The following is a 24,316-nucleotide window of genomic DNA, read 5'->3' on the forward strand; positions in this document are numbered from 1 at the left end:
TTTTATAAAACTTCAAATAACATTTGAATCATGGCAAAGAAAACCGTAGCATCGTTACAAACATCTTCTAAGAGATTATCAAAAGCCATCAAAATGGTGAAATCTCCTAAAACTGGTGCATATACATTCGTAGAATCTATTATGGCTCCTGAAGAAGTTGATAATTTCTTGAAAAAGAAATAATTACATTTACAATATATAGAAAAGCTACTTTCATTCGGAAGTAGCTTTTTTATTTTTTATATTTGTTTAAAAATTTGTAGAAACCATACAATTTGTGTTTTTTTAAACATTAATTCCCGCCATACTCTTTATCTTTACTCTTCTAAAGGAGACAAGTAAAGGATATCGTTCCTGTCGGGGTTAAATTAAAAGCAAAAGGCATTCTATAAGCATTAGGATTGTTTTTAAGCCCTAAGAAACAGTCTACAACTAACAATAAATAAAAAATGAGTATTTTTAAAAAATTATTCTCTACCGAAAAAAAAGAGACTTTAGATAAAGGTCTTGAAAAAACAAAAACTACTTTTTTCTCTAAGTTAAGCAAAGCTGTTGCAGGAAAATCTAAAGTCGATGACGATGTTTTAGATAATCTTGAAGAAGTTTTGGTTGCCTCAGACGTTGGCGTAAATACAACGTTGAAAATCATTGAAAGAATTGAAAAACGTGTTGCCGAAGATAAATATTTAGGTACAGCCGAATTAAATCAAATTCTTCGTGATGAAATAGGTGGTTTATTATCTGAAACCAATACAGGAGAAGGAACAGAGTTTGATATTCCAAAAGATAAAAAGCCATATGTTTTAATGGTGGTTGGTGTAAACGGTGTTGGAAAAACAACTACAATTGGTAAATTGGCTTATCAGTTTAAAAAAGCTGGTTATAAAGTAGTTTTAGGTGCCGCAGATACATTTCGTGCCGCTGCAATAGACCAGTTGCAAGTTTGGGCTGATCGTGTAGATGTGCCAATCGTAAGACAAAATATGGGAAGCGATCCTGCTTCAGTAGCTTTTGATACTTTGCAATCTGCTGTAGCTCAAAATGCTGATGTTGTAATTATTGATACTGCCGGGCGTTTACACAATAAAGTTAATTTGATGAATGAGCTTTCTAAAGTGAAACGTGTTATGCAGAAAGTGGTTGAAGATGCTCCACATGATGTACTTTTAGTTTTAGATGGTTCAACAGGTCAAAATGCTTTTGAACAAGCTAAACAGTTTACAGCAGCAACAGAAGTAACTTCATTGGCAGTAACAAAATTAGACGGAACTGCAAAAGGCGGTGTTGTAATTGGTATTTCTGACCAATTTCAAATTCCTGTAAAATATATTGGTGTTGGCGAAGGAATTGAAGATTTACAAGTCTTTAATAAATATGAATTCGTTGACAGTTTCTTTAAATAAAATTATAATGAGTTTTTCTTCTTTAAAAAATATATCAGCAGTTGTTTTCTATTTTGCAAGTGTGGTGTGTTTTGTTTTAGCAAATGTTTTAAGAGATAATAGTCTTTCTTTTTATTATGTTCTGCTTGTTCTGGGAATAGGATTCTTTTTTATGGGAGTTCTTAAAAGACTGCGTACAAAACAATAGATTATTACTGTGGTTTTGATTATGAGATACTGTTTTCTTGTTTTTCTTTTTCTTGTGTTTTCTTGTAAAAAGGAGAAAAGTGAAAATGGTACCAAAAGTCAAAAAGTAATTGTTATACAACCTTTAGGTGATTTTAAAACAGAACAATCTCAAAAGGTATTTGTAGGAATTAAGTCTATAAATCCAAATGTGATTTTAAGACCAAATATTTCCTTTCCAGAAAATTCATATTATAAACCCAGAAATAGATATCGAGCTGATAGTATTATTAAAAGTCTTAAGGACAAAATTGGCAAAGATTCTGTAATTGTTGGATTGTCTAACCGTGATATTAGTACAACATATAAAGGGATTGTAGATTGGGGTGTTATGGGACTAGGTTATAGACCTGGAAAAGCCTGTGTGGTTTCTGATTTTAGATTGTCTTCAAAGAACAAAAAGGAACAGTTTCATAAGCTAGTTCTTCATGAGCTCGGACATACAGAAGGTTTGTCTCATTGTTCCGTTAAAACGTGTTTAATGCGTGATGCTGAAGGAAGAAATCATCTAGATGAAGAAAAAGATTTTTGCGAGAATTGTAAAGCTTTTTTAGTAAATCAGGGATGGAATTTAATCTTGTAAATTAGTTGTTTTGCTATTTAGTTGCCATTTTGTTCCGTCAGAAAAGACTACGTAATAAGCTCTCGCAGCAATAATAATGTTGGCATCTGTCGAAAAGTCTTCCCAGATTTTAGATTCTGTTTCTCTGGATTTTAAGAGAGATTCAGTGTGTTTTCTAGTTACTCCTTTTACGAAGAAAAATTGTCCGCTTGCTGGTTCATCAAATACATTTTCGCAGTACCATTCAAATTTAATGGCTTTGATGTTTTTTTTAGTTATGTTTTTATACGTTAGTTTAATGTCTTTATGATTAGAATATTGATTTTTTAATAGCGTGGCTGAAATAATTTTGATTGGAGAGTTCTTGTTTTTTTGAGTTTTTAAGAAGTTGTCTTTTATAGAATCTGTTGGTTTGGCTTCTTTTTCTCCCTCAATAGGTTTAATCAAATTATTTTTGCTGGTATTTGTTTCAGGCTTATTACTTTTTTTATTTGTACATGAAATTAAAGTTAGAATAATAAATACAAGTAATGTTCTTTTCATTTTTGGCTGTTGTTTGGTAGTTAGTGTGTTTTATGCTTGATATTTAAAGGAGAAGAAAAATAGGGAAAGAATGTTTTTATGTAAAAGTGCTTTATAATAAAGAATAAAATGACCTGTATAAGTTTAATTAAGAGCAGAATAAGTTTTTTGTTTTCTGCTATTTATAATTTTCTAAAAATTAAGTTATAAATACTTTTTTAGAATTTTATAAAGTTAACTTTGTGTCACAGATTTTTTAAAACTTGGAGTCCTAGCCTTGATGGGGGCAGTGTCTTTTTTCTGGCTTCTTTAGGCAGGAAAAGATATAGCAGACAGCAGGTCGGCTCCGTATTAATACTTTAAATTATTATGAAAAACACTTTTATGATTTTGGTTTTATCGCTTTTGTTTGTAAGTTGTAAACAAGAAATAAAACCTGCAGATATTGAAAAACTTAATGGTTACTGGGAAATTGAAAAAGTGGTTTTTGATAAAGGTGAAGAAAAAGCATATGGAATGAATGAGAACTTTGATTATTTCCAAATAAAAGGGAATAAGGGTACTCGTACGAAAGTTATGGCGCAGTTAGATGGTACTTTTTTAACTACAAATACTTTTGAGAATGTTTCAGTAAGATTTACTGATAAAGGAACTTTTTTGGATTATAAAACGGATTATGCCAAATGGAGTGAGGAGTTGATTTCTATTTCAGATGAGACCTTTGTGGTAAAGAACGATCAAAATAAAGAATATCATTATAAAAAAGCGGGACCAGTTAATATTTTAGAAAATGGCAAAAAGACTAAATAATCAAAGTACAATTGGCGATGTTTTACAGCAAATTATTCAGGTGAATAAATTGCAGCCTGGAATGGATCAAATTGATGTAAAAGAGGCATGGAGACAGTTGATGGGAAATGGAGTGAACACATACACCAGAAATGTTGTTTTAAAAGGAAGTACGCTTTATGTTGAACTTGCGTCAGCAGTTTTAAGGGAAGAGTTAAGTCATGGAAAATCTAAAATCGTTAAAATGATTAATGAAGAATTGGGTCGTGAGGTTGTAAAAGACGTAGTATTAAGATAAACTCATTTGGAATTCAAGATAGTTAAATTATGATAATCATAAGATCGAAGTTTAAAATTTTTCCAATTGTTTTAATTTCATATTTGAGTGCTTTGCCGCTTTTGGCTTTTTACTTATGTTTTATTTCGCCTAAGGAAAATACAATATTAGCCATTTTGTTTTTATTGTTTATTGTTGTTTTCTGGTTGACTATATTGAAGACTAGAGCGAACAGCATAAAAATGTATGAAGATAGTATAAGTGTGAAACGTTATTTTGGATTAGGAAAATCTAAAGTATATAAATACGCTGAATTAGATGGTTTTGCTACTATGTTCGAGTCTGGAAAAGGCAGTCTTTATGAGTCGGTTTTTATTCTTGAAGAAGGAAAGAGGGTAGGTTGTATTTCTAGTTTTTATCATGGCAATTTCGATGCTTTAAAGTTAAACTTGAAAAAGAATTTAGTCGATTTAGTTGAAATGGAAAATACTTTAAAAAGTGCGAACACTTAGTTGTATAGACATATAAATATAAATAAAAAGCCGTTTCAAATTTGAAACGGCTTTTTATTATGTGCAAAGCTCGGTAATTATTAGTACCGAACGTGAAATCATAAATTAGAATTGCTCTCTACCAGCAAAGTGGAATGCACCTTCGATTGCAGCATTTTCGTCGCTGTCAGAACCGTGAACTGCATTTTCTCCAATTGAAGTAGCGTATGCTTTACGGATAGTTCCTTCAGCAGCTTCAGCAGGATTTGTAGCTCCAATTAAAGTTCTGAAATCTTCTACTGCGTTGTCTTTTTCTAAAATCGCAGCAACAATTGGTCCGCGTGACATAAATTCAACTAATTCTCCGTAGAAAGGTCTTTCTGCGTGAACTGCGTAAAATGCTTGAGCATCAGCTACAGTTAATTGAGTTAATTTTAATGAAACGATTTTGAAACCACCATTAGTGATCATTGCTAAGATATTCCCGATGTGTCCGTTTGCAACAGCATCTGGTTTAATCATTGTAAAAGTTCTATTTGTTGCCATTTTTTATTTTATTAAATTTTGTGCAAAAGTATACTTTTTTTATGAATTGATTTTAATTAATTCGTAATTAAAACACGTTAGAATGATGTTTCGGTGAATAAAAGCTTTTTTAAACCATATAAGTAATGTAAGTTCATTTAAATCTGTGTGGGAAACAGCTCAGGAAGTTTTACCATTTTCTAAAATGAACTTATATTACTTATATGGTGAAACATTTTTATACTTTGAATATTAATTTGTTTCTGTAGAAGATCCATAAAATAAACGTCCAAATACAAACATAGGTCAGTGCACCAGCCAGCGAGGCGGTCATGGGATTGCTGAAAAATGGTGCAATCCCGAAACTATATAAGTAGTTTAATAGGTTGATTTTCTCTGAAGGGTTATGCGGATTTTGAAACTCGATCATTATTAAAGCCTGTGGAATAATCTGCGAAGTAAAGAAAACAATCATTGGATTTACTCCCCAAATTAAGAAAGGTTTGAAGCCTTTTTTGTAATTGCTAATATCAATTATATAGTATAAAATCGTTAGAAACACTGTAGCTAATCCTGTAGTGTACAAAACATAACTGCTTGTCCAAAGTGATTTGTTTATTGGGAAAACCGTGTCCCAGATTAACCCAAAAAAGATAAGTATTGTACCAATGATACCCATTTTTTGTGCTTTTTGTATTTTGATAGTATTTGCTTGTAAAACCTGTCCAATTAATAAACCGATAATTCCGTTTACAATTGATGGAATTGTACTTAAGATTCCTTCAGGATCCCAAGTTATGGTGCCGCGATACATATGTCCTTTTAGTAAAACACTGTCAACCCAAGAAGCTAGATTTGTTCCTTTTTCAAGGTTAGCTTCACCAATTCCGGGTACAGGAATTAAAGTCATAATTGCCCAATAACCCAATAGTAGAACAACTCCAGTTATGATTTGTGTTCTTTGAGATGTTTTTAGATACAAAAGAGAAACGACAAAATAAACGATCGCAATTCTTTGTAAAACTCCTGGAAGTCTCACGCTACTATATGCTTCAATACCGCTGTAAGTCAAAAAAAGATAAATAAAGAGAATTGAAAAGGCTAGTATGTTTTTGACTTTGGAACTGAAATTTCCCATTAAAGCATAACCTACAGCAATTGTAATGGCTAATCGGCCAATTAAGAGTGGAATTCCTTCTAGTCCAAATAACTGAATTTTTCCAAAAAAGTTAAAGAAAATCCCTAAACAAAGCATTCGCAAAGAGCGAACTAGAATTTTATTGAAAGTGGAACCATCATAAAATTTATCCGGCATTGCCAAAGGGACGGCAACTCCCATTATAAAAATGAAAAATGGAAATACCAAATCAGTAGGTGTGCATCCGTTCCAATCGGCATGTAATAAAGGCGGATAAACATTGCCCCAATCACCGGGGTTGTTTACAATTGTCATCAATAAAATAGTGAGTCCTCTAAAGACATCTAACGAAATCAAGCGCTCTCGGGTCATAGTTTTGGTAAATAGGTTAATTTTTTGTTTTTATAAAATTTTTCTATTTGGTTTAGAGAGGCAATAATTTCGAGAAGAAGGTGGTTATTTGGTTCTCAGAATTATTACTTTATTTTTTTATATTGTTATGATGTTAAAATTCATTTCTAACGGCTTCAAATTTTCTACTAAAAGCGGTACTAATTCTACGCCTTTTTCTAAATAAAACTCAGAAAAATTGGTTTGGCGTTCTTGTAAACTATTATTTGGAAACAATTCGCATTGTAAATCAATAACACGCTGTAATTGATTGTGTAATTTTCGTTTTTGTGCTTTTAATAAACGCTTTTCTAAATTTTCAAGACCTTTTGTCTGTTTTATTTCCTGTGCTTTAACAGCTCCCGAAAATGATTTGTCAGTTTGATCTGCCAGTTCGTAAAGATATTGAAATTGTGTTTTCAAAATATCTTTTTGCGGCGTCAAATCAATAGGAAATGTAGAAATTTTATGTGTGATTGTGTTAACTAAATTCTCTTGTTTGGTAAATAAATCTTTCCAGCTTAAATTCAGTTGATCTGCTTTTTTAACTTGTTTTTCTGTTGTTAAAAGAACTGAATTACGAACTAAAAGCATTGGAAACGTAATTTTTACCGCATCAAAAAAAGATTTCAATTCAAGCCAATAGGCAATTTCTCCGCCTCCGCCAATATAACATAAATTAGGTAAGATAATTTCTTGATAAAGCGGACGCATTATCACATTTGGGCTGAACTTTTCTGCATTGTTTTCTAAAAGTTTAAAAATTTCTTCTTTTGAAAACGAGATTTTCGTATTGTTCACAAAATATTTATCATTTTCAAAAATGATTCTTTCGCGTAAATGATCTTCAATATAAAATAAATTAATCTCGCGCGGATTTACCTGAACAGTATATGCTGTAAGCTGTTCAATTGTTTCCTGAACAGCTTTGTATGAAGTTTGTTTTTCTAATTCTTCTTTTATATACGGAATAAAGGCACGTTTTAAGTGTGCATCATCTGCATCTAAAATTACTAAACCGTAGTCTGCAAATAAGCTGTTGGCTAAAAAGCGAGTCGCATCGGCTAGATTGTCGTGTTTTAAATAGGCATCAGCAAAGAGTTTTTTTAATGTATTGGCATTTGTACTCGAGCCTAATTCCAAAGCATAAATTTCAAAAAACTCTGCCAAACCCTCGGTTGAAAGTCTTCCAACCGGACCATTACTTTCTTTGTTCCATCTGAATTTTTTTCCTTTAAAATTAAAATAGTTAATTTCTTCAAAATCATGATCTTCTGTTGCCATCCAGTAAATCGGAACAAAATTGTGCGATGGATATTTCGCTTTTAATTCTTTAGTAAGATTAATGGTCGAAATAATTTTATATAAAAAATACAATGGACCGCTAAAGAGGTTTAATTGATGTCCAGTTGTAATGGTAAAGGTATTTTCGAGAGCAAGAAGCTCAATGTTCTGTTTAGTAGAATTCGAAACCTCTATATTTTGATATTGCTTTTTTAAAGTCTCTACTAAAGGAATTCTATTGTTATTATCAAAGTTGGCTGTTTTTTCAGTGATTTGTTTCTGAAAATTTTCTAAAGTAGGAAAATGATTGTACAGCGGCTTTAATTCTGATTTTTGATCTAAATAATCTTGTATTAGTTTAGAAAAATATCCTGAAGTTTGGTAGCTGATACAGTCTGTAGGCATAATTTGAAATTTATTTTTGACAGCTGTAAATTTAATGAAAATATACAGTCAAAATTGGTTTTAACTATTGCTTAAGAATTGATTTTTAAAATTTAAGATAAATATCTTAAAATCAGTTTTTTAATTAAGTTTTTTGAAGGGTTGTAAAAATGTAAAAACGCATTAATTTTGTTAATAATGTGTGAATGGTTTAAAACTAATTTGTGTATCATTGAATTATTAGAGGTGAAAACCTATTTTTGCAGTAGAAATAAATATATCTATTTTACATGGAAACTAACCCAAAAAAGAAGAACTCTTTAAAACACGTTCTTTTTGGAAGCCTAATTGGTACAACAATTGAATTTTTTGATTTTTATATTTACGCTAATGCAGCTGTATTAGTTTTTCCACAATTATTTTTCCCCAGTTCAGATTCGACTATGGCGACTTTGGAATCGTTAGCTACTTTTTCAATTGCATTCTTATCACGTCCTTTAGGTTCCGCTTTTTTTGGTCATTATGGTGATAAAATAGGCCGTAAATTTACGCTAGTTGCAGCTTTGCTAACAATGGGTATTTCGACTGTTACTATTGGATTTTTGCCAAGTTACGCCAGTATAGGTGTTGCGGCGCCATTATTGTTGATGTTGTGTCGTTTTGGACAAGGGGTTGGCTTAGGAGGTGAGTGGGGAGGAGCAGTTTTGCTGGCTATAGAAAACGCACCGCCAAATAAACGCGCCTGGTACGGAATGTTTCCTCAATTAGGTGCTCCAATAGGATTGTTACTTTCGGGAGGAACATTTTTACTATTAACCGATTCTATGAGTAATGAAGACTTTATGGATTATGGCTGGAGAATTCCATTTATTGCCAGTTCACTTTTGGTTGTAGTTGGTTTTTACATTCGAACAAAAATTACTGAAACACCTTCATTCGAAAATTCTAAAAAAGAGAAAGAAGAAGTTAAAATCCCTTTTTTAGTATTGGTGAAATCATATAAAAATCAGTTGATTTTTGGAACGTTTGCTGCCATTACAACTTTTTTAGTTTTTTATTTAATGACCGTTTTTACATTGAGCTGGGCAACTTCAGATTTAGGAATTGTCAAAAGAGATGCATTATTAGTGCAATTATTTTCTGTACTGTTTTTTGCGGCTTTTATTCCAGTTTCTGCAGTAGTTGCTGATAAAATCGGACGTCGTAAAATGCTTATTATTGCCACAGGAGCTATTGCGGTTTTTGGTTTTTTCTTTTCGTACTTTCTGAGTACTGGAAACATTGTTTTAATTACCACTTTTGCCTGCATCGGAATGGGGTTAATGGGGTTCACTTATGGTCCTTTAGGAACATTTTTATCAGAGTTGTTTCCAACAAATGTTCGTTATTCTGGTGCTTCTTTAACTTTTAATATGGCAGGAATTCTTGGAGCTGCTTTTGCTCCTATGATTGCCATTTATTTGGCTTCTACTTACAGTGTCAGTTATGTAGGGTTGTATTTAACAGCTGCTGCTTGTATTTCATTATTTTCATTTTTGGTAATCAGTAAAGAGGAGCATAAGTTTTAAGATATTTCTAAAGATATAGGAAAGCAGTAATTTAAAAATTACTGCTTTTTTTTGTCAGTTTAAAAAGTATTTAGATATTTGTCTAAATATATAAATAGAATGAATGATATTTTTAAAGCATTAAATGATGCAACAAGAAGAGAAATTCTTGAGCTTTTAAGACAGAAAGATATGTCTGCAGGCGAAATTGCAGATGCATTTAATATTTCAAAACCAAGTATTTCGCATCATTTAGATATTTTAAGACGAGCGGATTTAATTACATCCGAAAAAAAAGGACAATTCATCATTTATTCCATCAATACCACCATAATGGAGGATGTCTTGCAATGGATATTAACTTTTAAAAAATAAAAAATGAATTTAGAATTTAAAAAAGAGCTTCCAATTATTGGAATTGTTTTGACTCCTTTTGTGTATTTAGGTGTGATTTGGAACAGTCTTCCCGAAAGAGTTCCAATACATTGGAATATTAATGGACAAATTGACGATTGGGGAAATAAATCTTTCTTGATTGTATTGGTTTTTATGCTGCCGGGCTTAATGTATCTTATTACGATTGCGGCTGCAAAATTTGATCCTAAAAAAAGGATTTCTTTAATGGGTTCTAAATTTTATCAATTAAAGTTTTTTCTGGTTTTGATTATGTCTTTGCTTGCATTGTTCATAATATACATCTCAAAAAATCAAACTTTTTCAAACCCGAATTTAATGTATGTTTTGATTGGTGTTTTATTAATGGCATTAGGAAATTATTTTAAAGTAATTCAGCCTAATTATTTTATAGGAATTAGAACACCATGGACATTAGAAAATTCTGAAGTTTGGAAAGCTACGCACGTATTTGCAGGTAAACTTTGGTTTGGCGGCGGTCTAATTATCATTTTAGGGGCACTTATTTTTTCAGGCCCTATTTTCGCTAAAGCTTTCATTGCTATCGGAGTTGTTTTGGCATTCGTACCGATTGCATACTCTTTTATCAAATTCAAGCAATTGGAGAAAAAAGAAGAAAAATTGTAACGATTGAAAATCAATTAAATCAATAACTTATTCAAATAAAAATGTTAAAAACAGTACTTATTATAATTACAACTTTAATTTCTTTTATAATGAACGGACAAGAAATTATAGGACAATGGAATGGACTTTTGAAGGTTCCGAACGGGCAGCTAAGAGTTGTTTTTCATGTTAATAAAACAGAAAATGGATATAATGGGACAATGGATAGCCCGGATCAGAAAGTTGCAGGAATTCCTTTGGAAAAAGTTGCTTTTGAAAATTTGATTTTGAAATTAGAAATTCCAAGTGGTCAAATTTCTTACGAGGGCACCTTGAATAAAGACAATATTGTTGTTGGAAAATTTACGCAGGGAGGACAGTCTTTAGAACTGGATTTATCTAGGGAAACTATTCAAAAACAAGTTTATGCAAGACCTCAGGAACCGCAAAAGCCTTACCCATATTATACTGAAGAAGTAAAATTCGAGAATAAAATAGATAACGTCGTTTTAGCAGGAACTTTGTCTCTTCCTAAAAAAGAGGGTAATTTTCCGGCTGTGATCTTAATTACAGGAAGCGGCAGACAAAATAGAGATGAAGAACTTTTGGGACATAAACCGTTTCTCGTTTTAGCTGATTATTTGACTAAAAAAGGCATTGCGGTATTACGTTTTGATGATCGTGGTGCAGGTGAGTCAACAGGAGATTTTTCGAACGCATCTACGATTGATTTTTCAAAAGACGTTCAGGCTGGAGTTGATTATTTAAAAACAAGAAAAGAAATTGATAAAAAGAAAATTGGATTAATTGGCCATAGTGAGGGTGGACTAATCGCACCTATAATAGCAGGGAATTCTAAAGATATCGATTTTATTGTTTTATTGGCTGCTCCTGGCTTGCGCGGCGATACATTATTACTTTTACAAACTGAATTAATAGAGAGACAAAGTGGTGTTTCTAGCGAAGCAATTAAAAAAAGACAAGAAATTTTAAAAGGAGCTTATGCCCTTGTTGTCGCTTCTTCTGCAAATGATGAAAATTTCAAAAATAGTGTAAGTACTTATTTTAATTCAAAATTTGATGAGAATCAAGCAAAAGCGGCGACAAACCAAATTACAAGTAATTGGTGGTACACTTTTATAAAAATGGATCCAGCAGTTGCTTTAGCAAAAGTAAAATGTCCAGTTTTGGCGCTTAATGGAAGTAAAGATTTACAAGTTCCGGCAGAAGTAAATTTAGAAGTTATAGAAAAGACTTTAGGAAAAGCGGGAAATAAAAAAGTGACGGCTAAAATTTTACCTAATTTAAATCATTTGTTTCAGGAGTGTAAAACAGGCTCGCCGGATGAATATGAAAAAATTGAGCAGACTTTTTCGCCAATAGCTTTAGAAGAAATATCAAACTGGGTTTTATTGCAGATTAGATAAAAAATTAAGCTAAAGCAGTAAGGTGAATCTTTTCCTAAAAAGTCTCTAAATATCCCGTATTTTTGCAAAAAAATAATTCCCTTTGAAAACGAAACTTTTTGTTATTACGCCGCCATTTACACAACTGAATACTCCGTATCCGGCAACGGCTTATATAAAAGGGTTTTTGAATACTAAAAATATCGAATCGGTTCAGGCGGATTTGGGTATTGATGTGATTTTGGAATTGTTCTCGAAGCAAGGATTAAATAATTTGTTTAAAACTTCAAGTTTTAAGTTTGAGACTTCTGGTTTTGAAATCTCAGATAACTCTAAGCGTATTTTTGCTTTGCAGGATGAATACATCAAAACCATCGATGCTGTCATTCAGTTTTTGCAGGGGAAAAATCCAACTTTGGCTTTACAGATTTGTCAGGAAGATTTTCTGCCTGAAGCTTCTCGCTTTGCACAGTTAGAAGAGCTTGATTGGGCTTTTGGAACGATGGGAACTCAAGATAAAGCCAAACATTTGGCAACTTTATATCTTGAAGATATTTCGGATTTTATTGTAGAATGTGTTGATGAAAATTTTGGCTTCAGCCGATATGCAGAACGTTTAGGCCGAAGCGCAAATTCTTTTGATGAATTATACAACGCTTTACAACAAGAACCAACTTATATTGATTCCGTTTTAATTTCTATTTTAAAAGAAAAAATTGAAGCTGTAAAACCTACTTTCTTTTTGATTTCTGTTCCTTTTCCCGGGAATTTATACAGTGCATTTCGATGTGCACAATGGGTAAAACAAAATCATCCCGAAATTAAAATTTCGATGGGTGGTGGTTTCCCAAATACAGAACTGCGATCCCTTTCAGATAAACGTGTTTTTGAATTTTTCGATTTCATCACTTTAGACGATGGCGAAGTTCCAATAGAAGAACTTATTGAAAATATGTCATCCCGAGCGGAGTCGAGGGACGAGAAGCACTATAAAAGAACCTTTTTATTAGAAAATGGAGAAGTAGTTTATAAAAATAATTCGTTAAAACACGATTATAAACAATCACAAGTAGGAACTCCAGATTACTCAGATCTGCCTTTAGATAAATACATTTCGGTAATTGAAATTGTAAATCCAATGCACAGAATGTGGAGCGATGGGCGTTGGAATAAACTTACCATGGCACACGGCTGCTATTGGGGAAAATGTACTTTTTGCGATATTTCGCTAGATTATATTAAAGTTTACGAACCAGTTGCTGCAAGTTTACTTTGTGATCGAATGGAAGAAATGATTTTGCAAACGGGTCAAAATGGTTTTCATTTTGTCGATGAAGCTGCGCCGCCGGCTTTAATGCGGGCTTTGTCACTTGAAATTCTGAAGCGAAAACTTGCAGTTACTTGGTGGACGAATATTAGATTTGAAAAAAGTTTTTCTAAAGATCTTTGTCTTCTTTTAAAAGCATCTGGTTGTATTGCGGTTTCAGGTGGTTTAGAAGTTGCTTCAGACCGATTATTGAAATTAATAGACAAAGGTGTAACGGTGGAGCAAGTTGCAAAAGTAACTCGCAATTTTACCGAAGCAGGAATTATGGTTCATGCCTATTTAATGTACGGATATCCGACACAAACGATTCAAGAAACAGTTGATAGTCTTGAAATGGTTCGTCAGTTGTTTGAAGCTGGAGTTTTACAATCAGGATTTTGGCATCAGTTTGCATTAACAGCTCATAGTCCAGTTGGATTATATCCTGAAAAATTTGGTGTCACTAAGGCTTCTGAAACTATTGGAACTTTTGCTAATAATGATATTGAATACACAGATTCAACGGGAATCAATCACGATAAATTTAGTTTTGGATTAAAGAAATCGCTTTTTAATTTCATGCACGGAATTTGTTTTGATTATGAACTTCAAGATTGGTTTGATTTTAAAATTCCGAAGACAAAAATTCACCCCGATTTTATTTTTAATGCGCTTGAAGAACAAAATGATTTCAGCACAAAACCAAATGCAAAAGTAGTTTGGCTTGGTGGAAAACCCTCGACCGATATTTTTACTAAATCAAAAAAAGGAAGAAGCTGGGAAATGATGGCGCTTACTTTTCATGATAAAAAACAAAGCTTCAGTATTCAAACAAGTAATGAAGAAGGTAAATGGTTAATCGAAATTTTAACTAAAATCTCAGTTTCAAATACTAAAAGTTATACTTTTCAAGAAGTGAAAAATGACTTTGAAACTCATTTAGAAGATTTTGAATTGTTTTGGTATTCAAAACCAATAAACACTTTACGCGAGTTCGGATTATTAGTTTTATAAATCAATATTCGACAAAAGTTCCGTCGCTTGGAATTGTAGTTTTATAGAGAAGATTATTTTCAGCAAGAGCTGTTTTCAGTTCTTCACGAGTTGTTGGACAGTGATTTAGAGCTTCAAGATGATTTGCAAAAACATTTCCAGGGGCAAGCGTTGTAAATTTCAAAATATCATTCATTCTCATTAATAAAGGCTGGCCAAAATCTAATCTGGCAGTTCCGCAGGCAACAGTTGCAATATCAGGTTTTAACTCGATGAGCGCTTTTTGCACATCATTGGTAAAAATGGTGTCAGCGCTTATGTAAACAGATTTCTCATTTTCGAGTTCAATATAAAACCCCATTACATTTCCCATTAATTTTGCAACAAAACCATAGCCATGAAGTGCGGGGATACCAATAATTTTTCCATCTAGAAAAGATTGCGGTTCCCAGTAATTTAAAGTTTGAACAATGTTAAGCCCTCTTTTTGTAAGCACTTTTTCATCTTTTGCACTGCAAATTACAGGTATGCTTTTTCGTCTTAAAAAAACTTCACCAGCTTTGTCTATATGATCAGGATGCAAATGAGTTATTAAACAATGAGTTACTTTGCTCAAAATTTCTCGGCTGTTTTTGGGCAGAGAAACCAAGGGATTTCTTTTTGGTTTGTATCGAAAGATTGTAAATGGAGGAATCGTTTTTCTTTTTCCTAACATTGGATCAACCAAAATTACATGCTTCTCTGTTTCAATAACTAAAGTCGCATTTCGCAAATGATGTATTTTCATATCTGGAAAATTAGATATTAAAAATACAAAGATTTTTCAAATTTAATTTATAGATTTTTCTTTATTTTTAACAGGATTGTTATTGATTGTGATAAGAATTTTTGACAATTTATTCAATAGAAAATCTAAAGCCAATTCCGTGAAGATTTTCAATCGAAATACCTTTTTCATTTGATAGAATTTTACGTAATCGGGAAATAAAAACATCAAGACTTCGTCCCATGAAATAATCATCAGTTCCCCAAAGAGAGGTTAGGATTTGTTCTCTTTTTAAGACAGAGTTTTTATTATCAAGGAATAATTTTAATAATTCTGCTTCGCGCTGCGTAAGTCCAATTTTTTCATCATCATTAAAGAGAATGAAGTTTTTAGTATCAAATTGGTATTTTCCAATTTCGTAGATCGATTTTTCGACCGTAATATTTCGCTGTGAGCGTTTTAGAAAAATTTCAATTTTAAGCATTAATTCTTCAATACTAAAAGGCTTTACCAAATAGTCATCAGCTCCTAAACGCAGTCCTTTTATACGATCTTCTTTTAAGGTTTTTGCCGATAGAAAAATAATAGGCACGTCTAAATCTATTTTTCTTATTTCTGAAGCCAATTCAAAACCATCCATTTTTGGCATCATAATATCAAAAATACAAATGTCAAAACTCTCTTTTTTAAAAGTTTCCAAGCCAGACTTACCATCAATACAATGAACAACTTCGTAATTGTTTTGTTCTAAATTATCCTTGGTCAAAAAGGCTAATGTTTCATCATCTTCGGTATAAAGTATTTTATAATGTTTCATTTTTTATAAGGAATAGATAAAGTTATAGTAACTCCGTTTGTGGTATTATTTTCGGCTTTAATTTTCCAGTTTTGCAGTCCGCAAATTTCTTTTACATAATATAAACCAAGTCCAAAACCATTAACTTCATTACTTTTTTCATTTTGAACTCGATAAAATTTATCAAATATAAAGGATATTTTTTTAGAAGAAATTCCGATTCCGTTATCAATAACTTCAATCTTTAAAATCGATTTTTCGTCAGATATTTTAATTGTGATTTCCGGTTTTGCATTGCAGTATTTTACCGCATTGTCTAAAAGGTTATAGATGATATTAGAAAAATGAAATATATCTGTTTCTAATAAATACTCTTTAGAATGCGTTTCAATTTTGATAACCGCCTCTGGATATTTCAGGTGAATGTTTTCAATTGCTTCTTCAATAATTGGAATAATTAAAACAGTTTCTTTTTTTAATTCTAAAGGTCTGTAATCTGATTTCGCAATATTTAAAATCTTTTCAATATGATTATTCAGTTTATTACTCTGATTGATTATAATATCAGTATAAGTATGCAGTTTTTTATTTTCCTTAATTGGATTTTGTTCTATTAAATATTTCGATGCAATTAAAATAGAAGATAATGGGGTTTTAAATTCATGCGTCATATTATTGATAAAATCACGTTGCAATTCAGAGTATTTTTTTTGTTGCAAAAGTTTAAAAATTGAATATACGTAAATTAATAAAATCAAAATTAAAGCAGTTGAAAGTACAAACCAAAAACGCATTGAACTGAATAAGTAGGTCGTTTCGTTAGGAAAACGAACTGCAAAGTAGTAAACAAGATTTTTATGTTTAGGAAAAGAAACTGTTTTTTTTGCTTTTGCTTTTTGAGACAAAGAAATATAATTTCCATACACCATTTCGTCGCTTTGACAATTGTACATCGCATATTCAAAATCGGTTGTAATGTTCATCTTTTTGAATTCTGATCTTAAATAAAATTCTAAAATATCGGGTTCAAACTCATTGTCGATGTTTACAATGTAATAATCGTTTGAAACTTTTCGAACAGGATTTTGACAAGATGGCTCGCGATCTTTTCCTTCATATAATTTTCTAGCAACTTCAAGAAGTGCAATATGGGCTTTCTGGCTAAGCTTTTTTTGTTCTAATGTAAAAGCTTCTTTTGTCCAAAGCAATTGCGCTACCAAAATGCTTATAATGGCAATTAATCCGAGGAGGATGATACTGTTAAGTCTGTTAATTTTCAAGAAAAAGGCATTTTAAAAGTGTAATATTAATCATTTTTAAGACTAAAATAAGGGATTAACAAGTCATTAACAAAGATTTGAAACTGGTTAACAGCGATTTGTTTTTGTCTGTATTACTTTTGAAATATAAAATTAGAACTATAAACCATTTAAAATATTTGACTATGAGAATCATTAAAATTTCTATGCTTGCTTTGGCTTTAGGCTTAATGTCTTTTTCAGCAATAGCACCAGTACAATCATTAGTTTCTGAAACAACAGTAATTGAAGCAGCTTCAACAATTGTTTGGAAAGCCGAAACAATTGATGTTGGACAGATACCGCAAGGTACTCCAAAAGCAATTGTTTATGAATTTAAAAATACAGGAAAAACAGCTGTAGTAATTACAGATGTAAAAGGTTCATGCGGTTGTACAGCAACTGATTATACAAAAGAACCAATTTTACCTGGTAAATCTGCAAAAGTTACTGCAACTTATAACGCTGCAAACAAAGGCGGATTTACAAAAACAGTTACTGTAACTACAAGTGCTGAAACAACACCAAAAGTACTTACATTAAAAGGAACTGTTATTTAAATAAGTTTATTTTTAGAGGTTAGTTATATAAAGTGGATACTCCAAATACATTATGTATTTGGAGTTTTTTTTTGCTTTTAACTCTATAGTCTTTTGAATAAAAATGAGATTAAAAAGGATAAAATTTATTTTTTTGCAATTGGTTTGTTTTCAGTAAAACTTTTCTATTTTTATACAAAAAATAGTATGAAAATTTGGTATTCTTTTATTGCTGTTGTGCTTCTTGCAGTTGTAGTTTCGTGTAATTCTAAAGCGGATAAAAAAGAAGAAAATCAAACCAAAACGGCAAAAGCAGTTGTTCCTGAGCTTAAACTTTCGATTGATAGTACTGCTATTGTTAATTTTTATGAGACTTATCCAAAATTAAAGGGTTTTCAAGCAGAAGTTTTTTCTTTATATAAAAAGAAAGAATCAACACAATTATGGCTTGATAATAAAGGTGTAGTTGAATTTGGGAATACTTTGTATAACAAGTACAAAAGCTTAGATAATGAAGGTTTAAAATCCAATTTTCCATACAAAGAAGTCAATTTTATTTTTGAAGGTAATGCAGATAACAAGTTGTCGCAAGTAAATACGGACTTGATGATAACCAATTTGTATTTTTATTATGGAGAAAAAGTATATCGTGGTTTTGATGAAAAAACGACTAGATCTTTAGAATGGCTTCTTCCTCGAAAAAAATTGAATTATCAAGTTTTCTCTGATTCTATTTTTCAAAAATCTACTATAAACGATGATCGAAAGAGTAAAATGTTCAGTCAGTATTATAAACTTCGCGATGTTCTTCGTGAATACAGAGAAATTGAAAAAAAAGGCGGTTGGAAAACTATTGAAATAGATGATAGTTATAAAAATCTAAAATTAGGAGATTCGTCTGATGTTATAGCCCAGATTAGAGAAAGACTTTACGTTACAAAAGATATTAAAGAGGATTCTAAAAGTCCAGTATGTGATTCGGTTTTAATGAACTCGATTAAAAACTACGAATTGCATCATGGTTTGTCTCCCAAAAATATAATCTTACGTGAACATATTGATGAAATGAATGTGCCAGTATCTGATAGAATTAAAACGATAATTGCGAATATGGAGCGCTGCCGCTGGATTGATCCTGAATTAGAAAAAGGTAAAGAATATCTAGAGGTAAATATTCCAGAGTTTAAATTGTATTTAATTCGGGATGGTAAAATTGCGTTTACATCAGCAGTTGTAGTTGGAAAAGCGATGACAAAAACGGTTATTTTCAGCGGAATGATGAATAATATTGTTTTTAGTCCGTATTGGAATGTTCCCACAAGTATTATCAATAAAGAGATAAAACCAGGAATGGCTAAGAATAAAAATTATTTAAAACAGAAAAATTTAGAATGGAATAATGGTGCAGTTCGTCAGCTTCCAGGAAAAAACAATTCATTAGGTTTAGTAAAGTTTTTATTTCCAAATTCTAGTAATATTTATTTGCATGATACACCTTCAAAAAGTTTATTCGAAAGAGAAAGCAGAGCTTTCAGCCACGGATGTGTGCGTGTGGCTAAACCTCGTGAACTGGCAATTGAATTATTAAAACAAGATCCCTCGTGGACACCTGCAAGAATTGACAAAGCCATGCATGCCGGGAAAGAAAGCTGGTACACATTAAAAAATAAAATACCTGTTTACATTGGTTATTTTACAGCTTGGGTTGATCGAGAAGGGAACATGAATTTTTATAAAGATATTTATCAAAGAGATGAAAGTTTGATAAAACTACTGACAGAAGAATAAATATAAAAGTTCTATCCGTGAATTACACGATTTAAAACTAAATTGGTGCTTATAAATTCGTGTAATTTGCAGTAAAAATTATTTATTCAAGACATCAATACACTTGTAGAAACGTTTTGTATAATGTTCCGCATCCAAAGCGGTAATGGTAACTTTTTGTGCTTTTCCAGATGAAGCATGAATAAATTTAGACTGCATTCCGTTTGCTTCACATATTATTCCAACGTGGCCCACTACAGTTTTATTTTTGTAACCATAAAAAACTAGAACATCACCAACTTTAAATTCTTCAGGCTTTAAACCTTTTCCTAAATTTTTGTAACCACCAGAACTTCTTGGTAAAGTCATGCCGAAGTTTTTAAAAACATAACCTACAAAACCAGAACAATCAAATCCTTTTTTGGGATCATTGCTGGCATATTTGTATGGTATGCCTAAGCTTTTCTTAGCATATTCGACAATAGAATCTCGGTTAATTTCGGTTTGTATTTTTGGATTAAAAAAAGCACTTTGTTGTTCGTTCTTTTTTAAAGTAAAAGAAGAAAATAAAGTAAAAGATAGTAAAGCTGTAAGGAGATATGATTTCATTTTTTTATAAGAAGAAAATATTTAATCGATAAAGATAGGTTCTAAAAATTGTAAATCAAAAGAATGAATCATATTAATTGTAAGAATTAACTGTTTTTAAAAGTCGTTCTTAGTGCATTATGGCATCTGTTATTATTACTTTTTGATATTTTAGATACATTGTTTTAAAAATTTTTATGAATCGCATTTGTGTTTTAACAAATAAAGTATGTTTAGCAAAAAAGGGGCATAATAAAAAATAATATATTTAAGTTTGTTTTCTTTCTGTTGATTTCCAATACTATGATGGCAAACGTTACACTTCCAAATTTTTTTGGTGATAATATGGTTTTACAGCGCAGCTCAAAAGTGAAAATGTGGGGTTGGGCAAATCCGAATGAGGAAATCAAATTGGTTTCGAGTTGGGATAATCAAGAGTATAAAACTGTTGCTGATAATGAGGCAAAGTGGGAGTTTTACATTAAAACACCTGAAGCTGGCGGACCTTTTGCAATCGTAATAAATGGGTTTAACGAAGTTGTTTTAAAAAATATTTTGATTGGAGAAGTTTGGCTTTGCACAGGACAATCAAATATGGAAATGTCTGTTGACTGGGGAATTGATGACGGTGAAAAAGAAGCGAAGAATGCTGCAAATTCAAATATTCGTTTTTATACCGTTCCAAAATTAACAGCCGTAACTCCGCAACATACTTTATATGGGAATTGGGTAGAATCGACTCCAGAAACTATGAGAAATTTTAGCGCTATTGGTTATTTCTTTGCCAAACACCTGCAGGATGATTTAAAAAATGTTCCAATCGGATTGATTTCTTCAAATTGGGGAGGAACTCCTGCAGAGATTTGGATGCCAGAAGAAGTTGTGCAAAATAACCCTGTTTTGTTGGAAAGTGCCAAGAAATTAAATAATCAAGAATACGATCCACATTTGCCTGGACGTGCTTATAATGCAATGATTCATCCTTTTGCAGGATTTAAAATTGCGGGCACGCTTTGGTATCAAGGAGAATCTAATGTTGGTTCTTTAGTGTATGATAAAACAGTATCGGCTTTGATCGCTTCTTAGCGAAAAGTTTGGAATGATGAATTTCCTTTTTACTTCGTTCAAATCGCTCCTTTTAAATCTGGTGCAAATAATTTTTGGAATGTCATAGTTAGAAATTCTCAAAGAAAAATTTTAAAAGAAGTCGCGAAAACGGGAATGGTTCTGACTTCGGACATTTCAGATACTACTGATATTCATCCAAAGAATAAAAAAGAAGTTGGAATACGTTTGGCAAATTTGGCTTTGACCGAGACGTATAAAATCAATTCGAATTTAGTTAACGGACCACTTTACAAAGAAATTAAAATTGAAAAAAATACAGTAGAAGTTTCTTTTGACTATGCTGAAGGATTGTATTTTAAGAATAAAAATTCTAGACAATTTGAAGTTGCCGGAGCTGATGGAGTTTTCTATTTTGCCGAAGCATCAATTAAAAAGAGTCAAGTTGTTTTGATGTGCAAGAAAGTTGATAATCCTCTCAAAGTTAGATTTGCTTGGGGAAATATAATACAATCTGACTTGTTTAATGAAGCAAATCTGCCAGCTTCTTGTTTTATTACAGAGTAGAAGGGATTTTTTAAAGTTTTTTGCAGCTTTAAGTTGTTTTGTGTTTTTACCTGACAAGATAAAGCTGAAACTGGCAATGAATAATACTTTAAGTGTAAGTTTTTATTTATATCTTTGAAAGACAGCGGTATAAGAAGAGTTGAGAAGCGGTTTTTATAACGTTAGTTTTTAAAGGTAAGCTGAAAACTTTATAGAGTAGGCACGATTTTAAAAGTATACTTATGGAAAACTCTTTATTTAAAAAAGTAAAAAAAGCTATTGATTACTGGTATATTCCGTTGTTAGTGGGATTGCTGTTTGTTGGAATCGGAATTTGGTCTTTTATGACGCCGTTGGCAGCTTATTTAACTCTTGCTTTTCTTTTTAGTATTTCGTTTTTAGGAAGCGGGATTTTTGAAATCATTTTTGCTCTTTCAAACAGAAAGAAAATTGATAACTGGGGATGGACATTAGCATCAGGGATTATAGGTTTAGTAGTTGGAATAATGCTGGTTATTAACCCGCTGATCTCAATTACTCTACTTCCGCTTTATGTAGGTTTTGTAATTCTATTTCGCTCTATAATGGCTATAGTTATTGCTTTTAATTTAAAGAGTTATGCAGTTTCTGATTGGGGAAATCTTTTGATTTTAGGAATACTCGGAACTATATTTTCGTTTGTATTATTATGGAACCCAGTTTTTGCGGGACTTTCATTAGTATATTGGACAGCTTTTGCTTTTATTGCTCTTGGAATTTTTTATATTTATTTTTCTTTCAAATTAAAGAGAATACATGATATGCATTAAAATATAAAAAAGATGTTTTGTATTTTATAAAGTAAGCCCGATAGATTTTAAAATCTGTCGGGTTTGTTTTTGAGTCGAAAAAAAAAAATAGGTATCTTTCGATGGTTAAACTTAAAAAGGCTATTAAATCTTTTTAGGGTTATTTGGTAGAATATTTAATCTCAATTTTAGATAATGAAATACAACAGATGCGGAAAAAGCGGGTTATTACTGCCTGAAATTTCCTTAGGATTATGGCATAACTTTGGGTCGGTAGATAATTTTGAAAATGCTGAAAGTATTGCTGTAGAAGCTTTTGATAAAGGAATTACACATTATGATTTGGCTAATAATTATGGCCCGGTTCCGGGTTCTGCTGAAACAAATTTTGGTAAAATTTTATGGCATAATTTTCAAGGAAATTTACGTGATGAAATTATCATTTCAACCAAAGCAGGTTATACAATGTGGGATGGGCCTTATGGCGATTGGGGATCTAGAAAATATTTGCTGTCAAGTTTAGATCAAAGTCTAAAAAGAATGAAGGTGGATTATGTGGATATTTTTTATTCACATCGCCCTGATCCCGAAACACCAATTGAAGAAACAATGATGGCTCTGGATTATGCGGTAAGAAGCGGGAAAGCACTTTATGTTGGAATCAGTAATTACTCGGCAGAGCAAACTCGTGCAGCGGTTGATGTTTTAAAGCAATTAGGGACACCCTGTTTAATTCATCAAGCAAAATACTCTATGTTAGAACGCTGGGTAGAGGATGGTTTGTTGGATGTTTTAGAGGAGAAAGGAGTGGGCTGCATCGCATTTTCGCCTTTGGCACAAGGACTTTTAACGGACAAATATTTAAATGGAATTCCAGAAAATTCTAGAGCACATAATCCAAACGGGCATTTGAAGGAAGATGAGGTTACACAAGAACGCATTCAGAAATTGGTTCAATTAAATGAAATTGCTAAAAACAGAAATCAATCTTTGGCACAGATGGCACTGGCTTGGCTGCAAAAGGATAAACGAATTACGTCTGTTTTGATTGGCGCGAGCTCAGTAAAGCAATTAAACAATAATATAGATTGTTTGCAAAAATTAGAGTTTGCCCCCGATGAATTGAATGCCATTGAAAAGATATTAGCATAAAAGAATATTTGATTTAGATAAATGTTGAAAACGCACTGCAATAGCAGTGCGTTTTTTGTTATATGTATAGTAGTATAATCTGCGATACTTAATTGTGTCTCCATTGTTACTGTAAAAGTTTTTGAATACTAAGCGTTTTAAAGCTATTTCTGTTTTTTCGAGATACAAAGAGTATGGAATAAAAGTGCGTGAAATTTAAATAAGGTATAACTGTTAAGAATAGAATCGTTTTTTTGTGGTTTTGAAACCTGTTCAAATTTTGGACAGGTTTTTTGTTTTTAAAAGGTGATTGGTCGTTTAAAAAGAGACCTTTTTTAAAGTATTCAGGGCTTTTATTTTTGTAGGAATTTTTACGATCTGTTTTTGATAAACTCTGTTGTTTTGTAAAAAATATGTTTTTATTGATATTTTAGTATATTTTTTTATACCCTATTTTTTAGTGGGTATAGTTGTTTTTATGTGTTTAAAAATGTTATTTTTTACACTTTGCTGTTGTTTGTTTTGGTTTTTACCCTTGTTTTTGTGTTCTTGTTTGTTAAATTGAGTTGTTGAATTTTTAAAAACAAAACCTTATAAATGTCAAATAATGATTATTGATGTTTTAATTTTTGTAATCCGTAATTCTTCGTTTAAAAAGCCAAAAAAGTAGTTTTCAATTGTTCTACTCATGCAAAAGTTAATAAATTCGCTAATGAAAATGAGGAGGTTTTAGAGGCGGATTCAAGGTTTTAAAAATGACTTATACTATT

General features: G+C 31.7%; 26 protein-coding genes. 18 read left to right on the forward strand and 8 right to left on the reverse strand.

The features are described 5' to 3' along the window. Window positions 1-30 precede the first annotated feature (30 nt). The 4 genes from ACHRVL_RS16025 to ACHRVL_RS16040 all read left to right on the forward strand — a co-directional run bounded on the left by ACHRVL_RS16025 (window position 31) and on the right by ACHRVL_RS16040 (window position 2,211). The gene (locus ACHRVL_RS16025) at window positions 31-183 is read left to right on the forward strand and encodes a DUF4295 domain-containing protein (protein WP_071634818.1); all 153 of its coding nucleotides are present in this window, start codon (window positions 31-33) and stop codon (window positions 181-183) included. Between the two features lie 266 nt (window positions 184-449). After that, window positions 450-1,403, forward strand: a complete 954-nt coding sequence (gene ftsY, locus ACHRVL_RS16030; protein WP_395414353.1) for a signal recognition particle-docking protein FtsY — start codon at window positions 450-452, stop codon at window positions 1,401-1,403. A gap of 7 nt (window positions 1,404-1,410) precedes the next feature. Next, complete coding sequence (locus tag ACHRVL_RS16035; protein ID WP_089053092.1) at window positions 1,411-1,590, forward strand: hypothetical protein; 180 nt, start codon at window positions 1,411-1,413, stop codon at window positions 1,588-1,590. Window positions 1,591-1,611: 21 nt separating this feature from the next. Beyond that, window positions 1,612-2,211 carry a Zn-dependent protease gene (locus tag ACHRVL_RS16040; RefSeq protein WP_395414355.1) on the forward strand — a complete coding sequence of 200 codons (600 nt, stop codon included), beginning with the start codon at window positions 1,612-1,614 and terminating at the stop codon, window positions 2,209-2,211. Here ACHRVL_RS16040 and ACHRVL_RS16045 read toward each other — a convergent pair. Beyond that, window positions 2,200-2,733 carry a hypothetical protein gene (locus ACHRVL_RS16045; protein ID WP_395414357.1) on the reverse strand — a complete coding sequence of 178 codons (534 nt, stop codon included), beginning with the start codon at window positions 2,731-2,733 and terminating at the stop codon, window positions 2,200-2,202. The genes ACHRVL_RS16040 and ACHRVL_RS16045 overlap by 12 nt on opposite strands. Before the next feature lie 348 nt (window positions 2,734-3,081). Here ACHRVL_RS16045 and ACHRVL_RS16050 point away from each other — a divergent pair, with 348 nt between their 5' ends. The 3 genes from ACHRVL_RS16050 to ACHRVL_RS16060 are packed head-to-tail and all read left to right on the forward strand — an operon-like array spanning window position 3,082 to window position 4,290. Then, the gene (locus ACHRVL_RS16050; RefSeq protein WP_395414360.1) at window positions 3,082-3,522 is read left to right on the forward strand and encodes a hypothetical protein; all 441 of its coding nucleotides are present in this window, start codon (window positions 3,082-3,084) and stop codon (window positions 3,520-3,522) included. Next, the gene (locus ACHRVL_RS16055; RefSeq protein ID WP_089052934.1) at window positions 3,503-3,799 is read left to right on the forward strand and encodes a DUF721 domain-containing protein; all 297 of its coding nucleotides are present in this window, start codon (window positions 3,503-3,505) and stop codon (window positions 3,797-3,799) included. The genes ACHRVL_RS16050 and ACHRVL_RS16055 overlap by 20 nt, the downstream gene beginning before the upstream one ends. A 29-nt stretch (window positions 3,800-3,828) precedes the next feature. Then, a complete protein-coding gene (locus ACHRVL_RS16060; protein ID WP_395414362.1) occupies window positions 3,829-4,290 on the forward strand; it encodes a hypothetical protein in 462 nt (153 codons plus the stop codon). 105 nt (window positions 4,291-4,395) lie between these two features. Here ACHRVL_RS16060 and ACHRVL_RS16065 read toward each other — a convergent pair whose 3' ends face one another. From ACHRVL_RS16065 to bshC, 3 genes are all read right to left on the reverse strand, one after another. Further along, window positions 4,396-4,815, reverse strand: a complete 420-nt coding sequence (locus ACHRVL_RS16065; protein WP_129052660.1) for a nucleoside-diphosphate kinase — start codon at window positions 4,813-4,815, stop codon at window positions 4,396-4,398. Window positions 4,816-5,032: 217 nt separating this feature from the next. Next, a complete protein-coding gene (locus tag ACHRVL_RS16070) occupies window positions 5,033-6,304 on the reverse strand; it encodes an acyltransferase family protein (protein WP_395414364.1) in 1,272 nt (423 codons plus the stop codon). A 117-nt stretch (window positions 6,305-6,421) separates the two neighbouring features. After that, a complete protein-coding gene (bshC, locus tag ACHRVL_RS16075) occupies window positions 6,422-8,011 on the reverse strand; it encodes a bacillithiol biosynthesis cysteine-adding enzyme BshC (protein ID WP_395414366.1) in 1,590 nt (529 codons plus the stop codon). Window positions 8,012-8,280: 269 nt separating this feature from the next. Here bshC and ACHRVL_RS16080 point away from each other — a divergent pair, with 269 nt between their 5' ends. The 5 genes from ACHRVL_RS16080 to ACHRVL_RS16100 all read left to right on the forward strand — a co-directional run bounded on the left by ACHRVL_RS16080 (window position 8,281) and on the right by ACHRVL_RS16100 (window position 14,283). Continuing rightward, entirely contained in the window at window positions 8,281-9,558 is a 1,278-nt protein-coding gene (locus tag ACHRVL_RS16080) for an MFS transporter (RefSeq protein ID WP_370432689.1), read from the forward strand. A gap of 99 nt (window positions 9,559-9,657) precedes the next feature. Then, window positions 9,658-9,912, forward strand: coding sequence for an autorepressor SdpR family transcription factor (locus tag ACHRVL_RS16085; protein WP_089056237.1), 255 nt, complete (start codon window positions 9,658-9,660; stop codon window positions 9,910-9,912). A gap of 3 nt (window positions 9,913-9,915) precedes the next feature. Then, window positions 9,916-10,578, forward strand: coding sequence for an SdpI family protein (locus ACHRVL_RS16090; RefSeq protein WP_395414368.1), 663 nt, complete (start codon window positions 9,916-9,918; stop codon window positions 10,576-10,578). A gap of 41 nt (window positions 10,579-10,619) precedes the next feature. Beyond that, complete coding sequence (locus tag ACHRVL_RS16095; RefSeq protein WP_395414370.1) at window positions 10,620-11,984, forward strand: alpha/beta hydrolase family protein; 1,365 nt, start codon at window positions 10,620-10,622, stop codon at window positions 11,982-11,984. An 82-nt stretch (window positions 11,985-12,066) separates the two neighbouring features. Further along, the gene (locus ACHRVL_RS16100; RefSeq protein WP_395414372.1) at window positions 12,067-14,283 is read left to right on the forward strand and encodes a B12-binding domain-containing radical SAM protein; all 2,217 of its coding nucleotides are present in this window, start codon (window positions 12,067-12,069) and stop codon (window positions 14,281-14,283) included. Window position 14,284: 1 nt separating this feature from the next. On the opposite strand, the gene ACHRVL_RS16105 is transcribed toward ACHRVL_RS16100, so the two are convergent. The 3 genes from ACHRVL_RS16105 to ACHRVL_RS16115 form a co-directional block, all read right to left on the reverse strand. Beyond that, the gene (locus ACHRVL_RS16105) at window positions 14,285-15,049 is read right to left on the reverse strand and encodes an MBL fold metallo-hydrolase (protein WP_395414374.1); all 765 of its coding nucleotides are present in this window, start codon (window positions 15,047-15,049) and stop codon (window positions 14,285-14,287) included. A 109-nt stretch (window positions 15,050-15,158) separates the two neighbouring features. Further along, complete coding sequence (locus ACHRVL_RS16110) at window positions 15,159-15,845, reverse strand: response regulator transcription factor (RefSeq protein ID WP_089052942.1); 687 nt, start codon at window positions 15,843-15,845, stop codon at window positions 15,159-15,161. After that, entirely contained in the window at window positions 15,842-17,104 is a 1,263-nt protein-coding gene (locus ACHRVL_RS16115) for a sensor histidine kinase (RefSeq protein ID WP_395414376.1), read from the reverse strand. The genes ACHRVL_RS16110 and ACHRVL_RS16115 overlap by 4 nt, the downstream gene beginning before the upstream one ends. 164 nt (window positions 17,105-17,268) lie before the next feature. Here ACHRVL_RS16115 and ACHRVL_RS16120 point away from each other — a divergent pair, with 164 nt between their 5' ends. Both ACHRVL_RS16120 and ACHRVL_RS16125 read left to right on the forward strand, forming a co-directional pair. Continuing rightward, complete coding sequence (locus ACHRVL_RS16120; RefSeq protein WP_129022965.1) at window positions 17,269-17,682, forward strand: DUF1573 domain-containing protein; 414 nt, start codon at window positions 17,269-17,271, stop codon at window positions 17,680-17,682. Between the two features lie 186 nt (window positions 17,683-17,868). Next, window positions 17,869-19,449 carry a murein L,D-transpeptidase gene (locus ACHRVL_RS16125; protein ID WP_395414378.1) on the forward strand — a complete coding sequence of 527 codons (1,581 nt, stop codon included), beginning with the start codon at window positions 17,869-17,871 and terminating at the stop codon, window positions 19,447-19,449. Between the two features lie 78 nt (window positions 19,450-19,527). Here the strand turns inward: ACHRVL_RS16125 and ACHRVL_RS16130 are convergent, their stop codons facing one another. Further along, complete coding sequence (locus tag ACHRVL_RS16130; RefSeq protein WP_395414381.1) at window positions 19,528-20,037, reverse strand: C40 family peptidase; 510 nt, start codon at window positions 20,035-20,037, stop codon at window positions 19,528-19,530. A gap of 282 nt (window positions 20,038-20,319) precedes the next feature. On the opposite strand from ACHRVL_RS16130, the gene ACHRVL_RS16135 reads away from it, so the two are divergent. The 4 genes from ACHRVL_RS16135 (at window position 20,320) to ACHRVL_RS16150 (ending at window position 23,567) form a co-directional block, all read left to right on the forward strand. Beyond that, window positions 20,320-21,102, forward strand: a complete 783-nt coding sequence (locus ACHRVL_RS16135) for a sialate O-acetylesterase (protein WP_395414383.1) — start codon at window positions 20,320-20,322, stop codon at window positions 21,100-21,102. A 135-nt stretch (window positions 21,103-21,237) separates the two neighbouring features. After that, window positions 21,238-21,648 (forward strand): hypothetical protein, encoded by a 411-nt coding sequence (locus ACHRVL_RS16140; RefSeq protein WP_395414385.1) that lies wholly within the window; start codon window positions 21,238-21,240, stop codon window positions 21,646-21,648. 221 nt (window positions 21,649-21,869) lie between these two features. After that, window positions 21,870-22,436 carry an HdeD family acid-resistance protein gene (locus ACHRVL_RS16145; RefSeq protein WP_395414387.1) on the forward strand — a complete coding sequence of 189 codons (567 nt, stop codon included), beginning with the start codon at window positions 21,870-21,872 and terminating at the stop codon, window positions 22,434-22,436. A 174-nt stretch (window positions 22,437-22,610) separates the two neighbouring features. Then, on the forward strand, window positions 22,611-23,567 hold the full coding sequence (locus ACHRVL_RS16150; protein ID WP_395414389.1) for an aldo/keto reductase: 957 nt from the start codon (window positions 22,611-22,613) through the stop codon (window positions 23,565-23,567). The last annotated feature ends 749 nt before the right edge of the window (window positions 23,568-24,316 follow it).

This window comes from Flavobacterium sp. FlaQc-28 (genome assembly GCF_044007415.1).
In the GTDB taxonomy this organism is placed as follows: domain Bacteria; phylum Bacteroidota; class Bacteroidia; order Flavobacteriales; family Flavobacteriaceae; genus Flavobacterium.

Excerpts from the sequence above, each read along its gene's own strand:
- ACHRVL_RS16025 (WP_071634818.1), top strand. The coding sequence starts at position 31 with ATGGCAAAGAAAACCGTAGCATCGTTACAAACATCTTCTAAGAGATTA.
- ACHRVL_RS16085 (WP_089056237.1), top strand. The coding sequence starts at position 9,658 with ATGAATGATATTTTTAAAGCATTAAATGATGCAACAAGAAGAGAAATT.
- ACHRVL_RS16090 (WP_395414368.1), top strand. The coding sequence starts at position 9,916 with ATGAATTTAGAATTTAAAAAAGAGCTTCCAATTATTGGAATTGTTTTG.
- ACHRVL_RS16060 (WP_395414362.1), top strand. The coding sequence starts at position 3,829 with ATGATAATCATAAGATCGAAGTTTAAAATTTTTCCAATTGTTTTAATT.
- ACHRVL_RS16035 (WP_089053092.1), top strand. The coding sequence starts at position 1,411 with ATGAGTTTTTCTTCTTTAAAAAATATATCAGCAGTTGTTTTCTATTTT.
- ACHRVL_RS16120 (WP_129022965.1), top strand. The coding sequence starts at position 17,269 with ATGAGAATCATTAAAATTTCTATGCTTGCTTTGGCTTTAGGCTTAATG.
- ACHRVL_RS16150 (WP_395414389.1), top strand. The coding sequence starts at position 22,611 with ATGAAATACAACAGATGCGGAAAAAGCGGGTTATTACTGCCTGAAATT.
- ACHRVL_RS16055 (WP_089052934.1), top strand. The coding sequence starts at position 3,503 with ATGGCAAAAAGACTAAATAATCAAAGTACAATTGGCGATGTTTTACAG.
- ACHRVL_RS16045 (WP_395414357.1), bottom strand. The coding sequence starts at position 2,733 with ATGAAAAGAACATTACTTGTATTTATTATTCTAACTTTAATTTCATGT.
- ACHRVL_RS16040 (WP_395414355.1), top strand. The coding sequence starts at position 1,612 with ATGAGATACTGTTTTCTTGTTTTTCTTTTTCTTGTGTTTTCTTGTAAA.
- ACHRVL_RS16065 (WP_129052660.1), bottom strand. The coding sequence starts at position 4,815 with ATGGCAACAAATAGAACTTTTACAATGATTAAACCAGATGCTGTTGCA.
- ACHRVL_RS16130 (WP_395414381.1), bottom strand. The coding sequence starts at position 20,037 with ATGAAATCATATCTCCTTACAGCTTTACTATCTTTTACTTTATTTTCT.
- ACHRVL_RS16140 (WP_395414385.1), top strand. The coding sequence starts at position 21,238 with ATGGTTCTGACTTCGGACATTTCAGATACTACTGATATTCATCCAAAG.
- ACHRVL_RS16095 (WP_395414370.1), top strand. The coding sequence starts at position 10,620 with ATGTTAAAAACAGTACTTATTATAATTACAACTTTAATTTCTTTTATA.
- ACHRVL_RS16080 (WP_370432689.1), top strand. The coding sequence starts at position 8,281 with ATGGAAACTAACCCAAAAAAGAAGAACTCTTTAAAACACGTTCTTTTT.
- ACHRVL_RS16125 (WP_395414378.1), top strand. The coding sequence starts at position 17,869 with ATGAAAATTTGGTATTCTTTTATTGCTGTTGTGCTTCTTGCAGTTGTA.
- ACHRVL_RS16070 (WP_395414364.1), bottom strand. The coding sequence starts at position 6,304 with ATGACCCGAGAGCGCTTGATTTCGTTAGATGTCTTTAGAGGACTCACT.
- ACHRVL_RS16135 (WP_395414383.1), top strand. The coding sequence starts at position 20,320 with ATGATGGCAAACGTTACACTTCCAAATTTTTTTGGTGATAATATGGTT.
- ACHRVL_RS16145 (WP_395414387.1), top strand. The coding sequence starts at position 21,870 with ATGGAAAACTCTTTATTTAAAAAAGTAAAAAAAGCTATTGATTACTGG.
- ACHRVL_RS16105 (WP_395414374.1), bottom strand. The coding sequence starts at position 15,049 with ATGAAAATACATCATTTGCGAAATGCGACTTTAGTTATTGAAACAGAG.
- ACHRVL_RS16110 (WP_089052942.1), bottom strand. The coding sequence starts at position 15,845 with ATGAAACATTATAAAATACTTTATACCGAAGATGATGAAACATTAGCC.
- ftsY (WP_395414353.1), top strand. The coding sequence starts at position 450 with ATGAGTATTTTTAAAAAATTATTCTCTACCGAAAAAAAAGAGACTTTA.
- bshC (WP_395414366.1), bottom strand. The coding sequence starts at position 8,011 with ATGCCTACAGACTGTATCAGCTACCAAACTTCAGGATATTTTTCTAAA.
- ACHRVL_RS16050 (WP_395414360.1), top strand. The coding sequence starts at position 3,082 with ATGAAAAACACTTTTATGATTTTGGTTTTATCGCTTTTGTTTGTAAGT.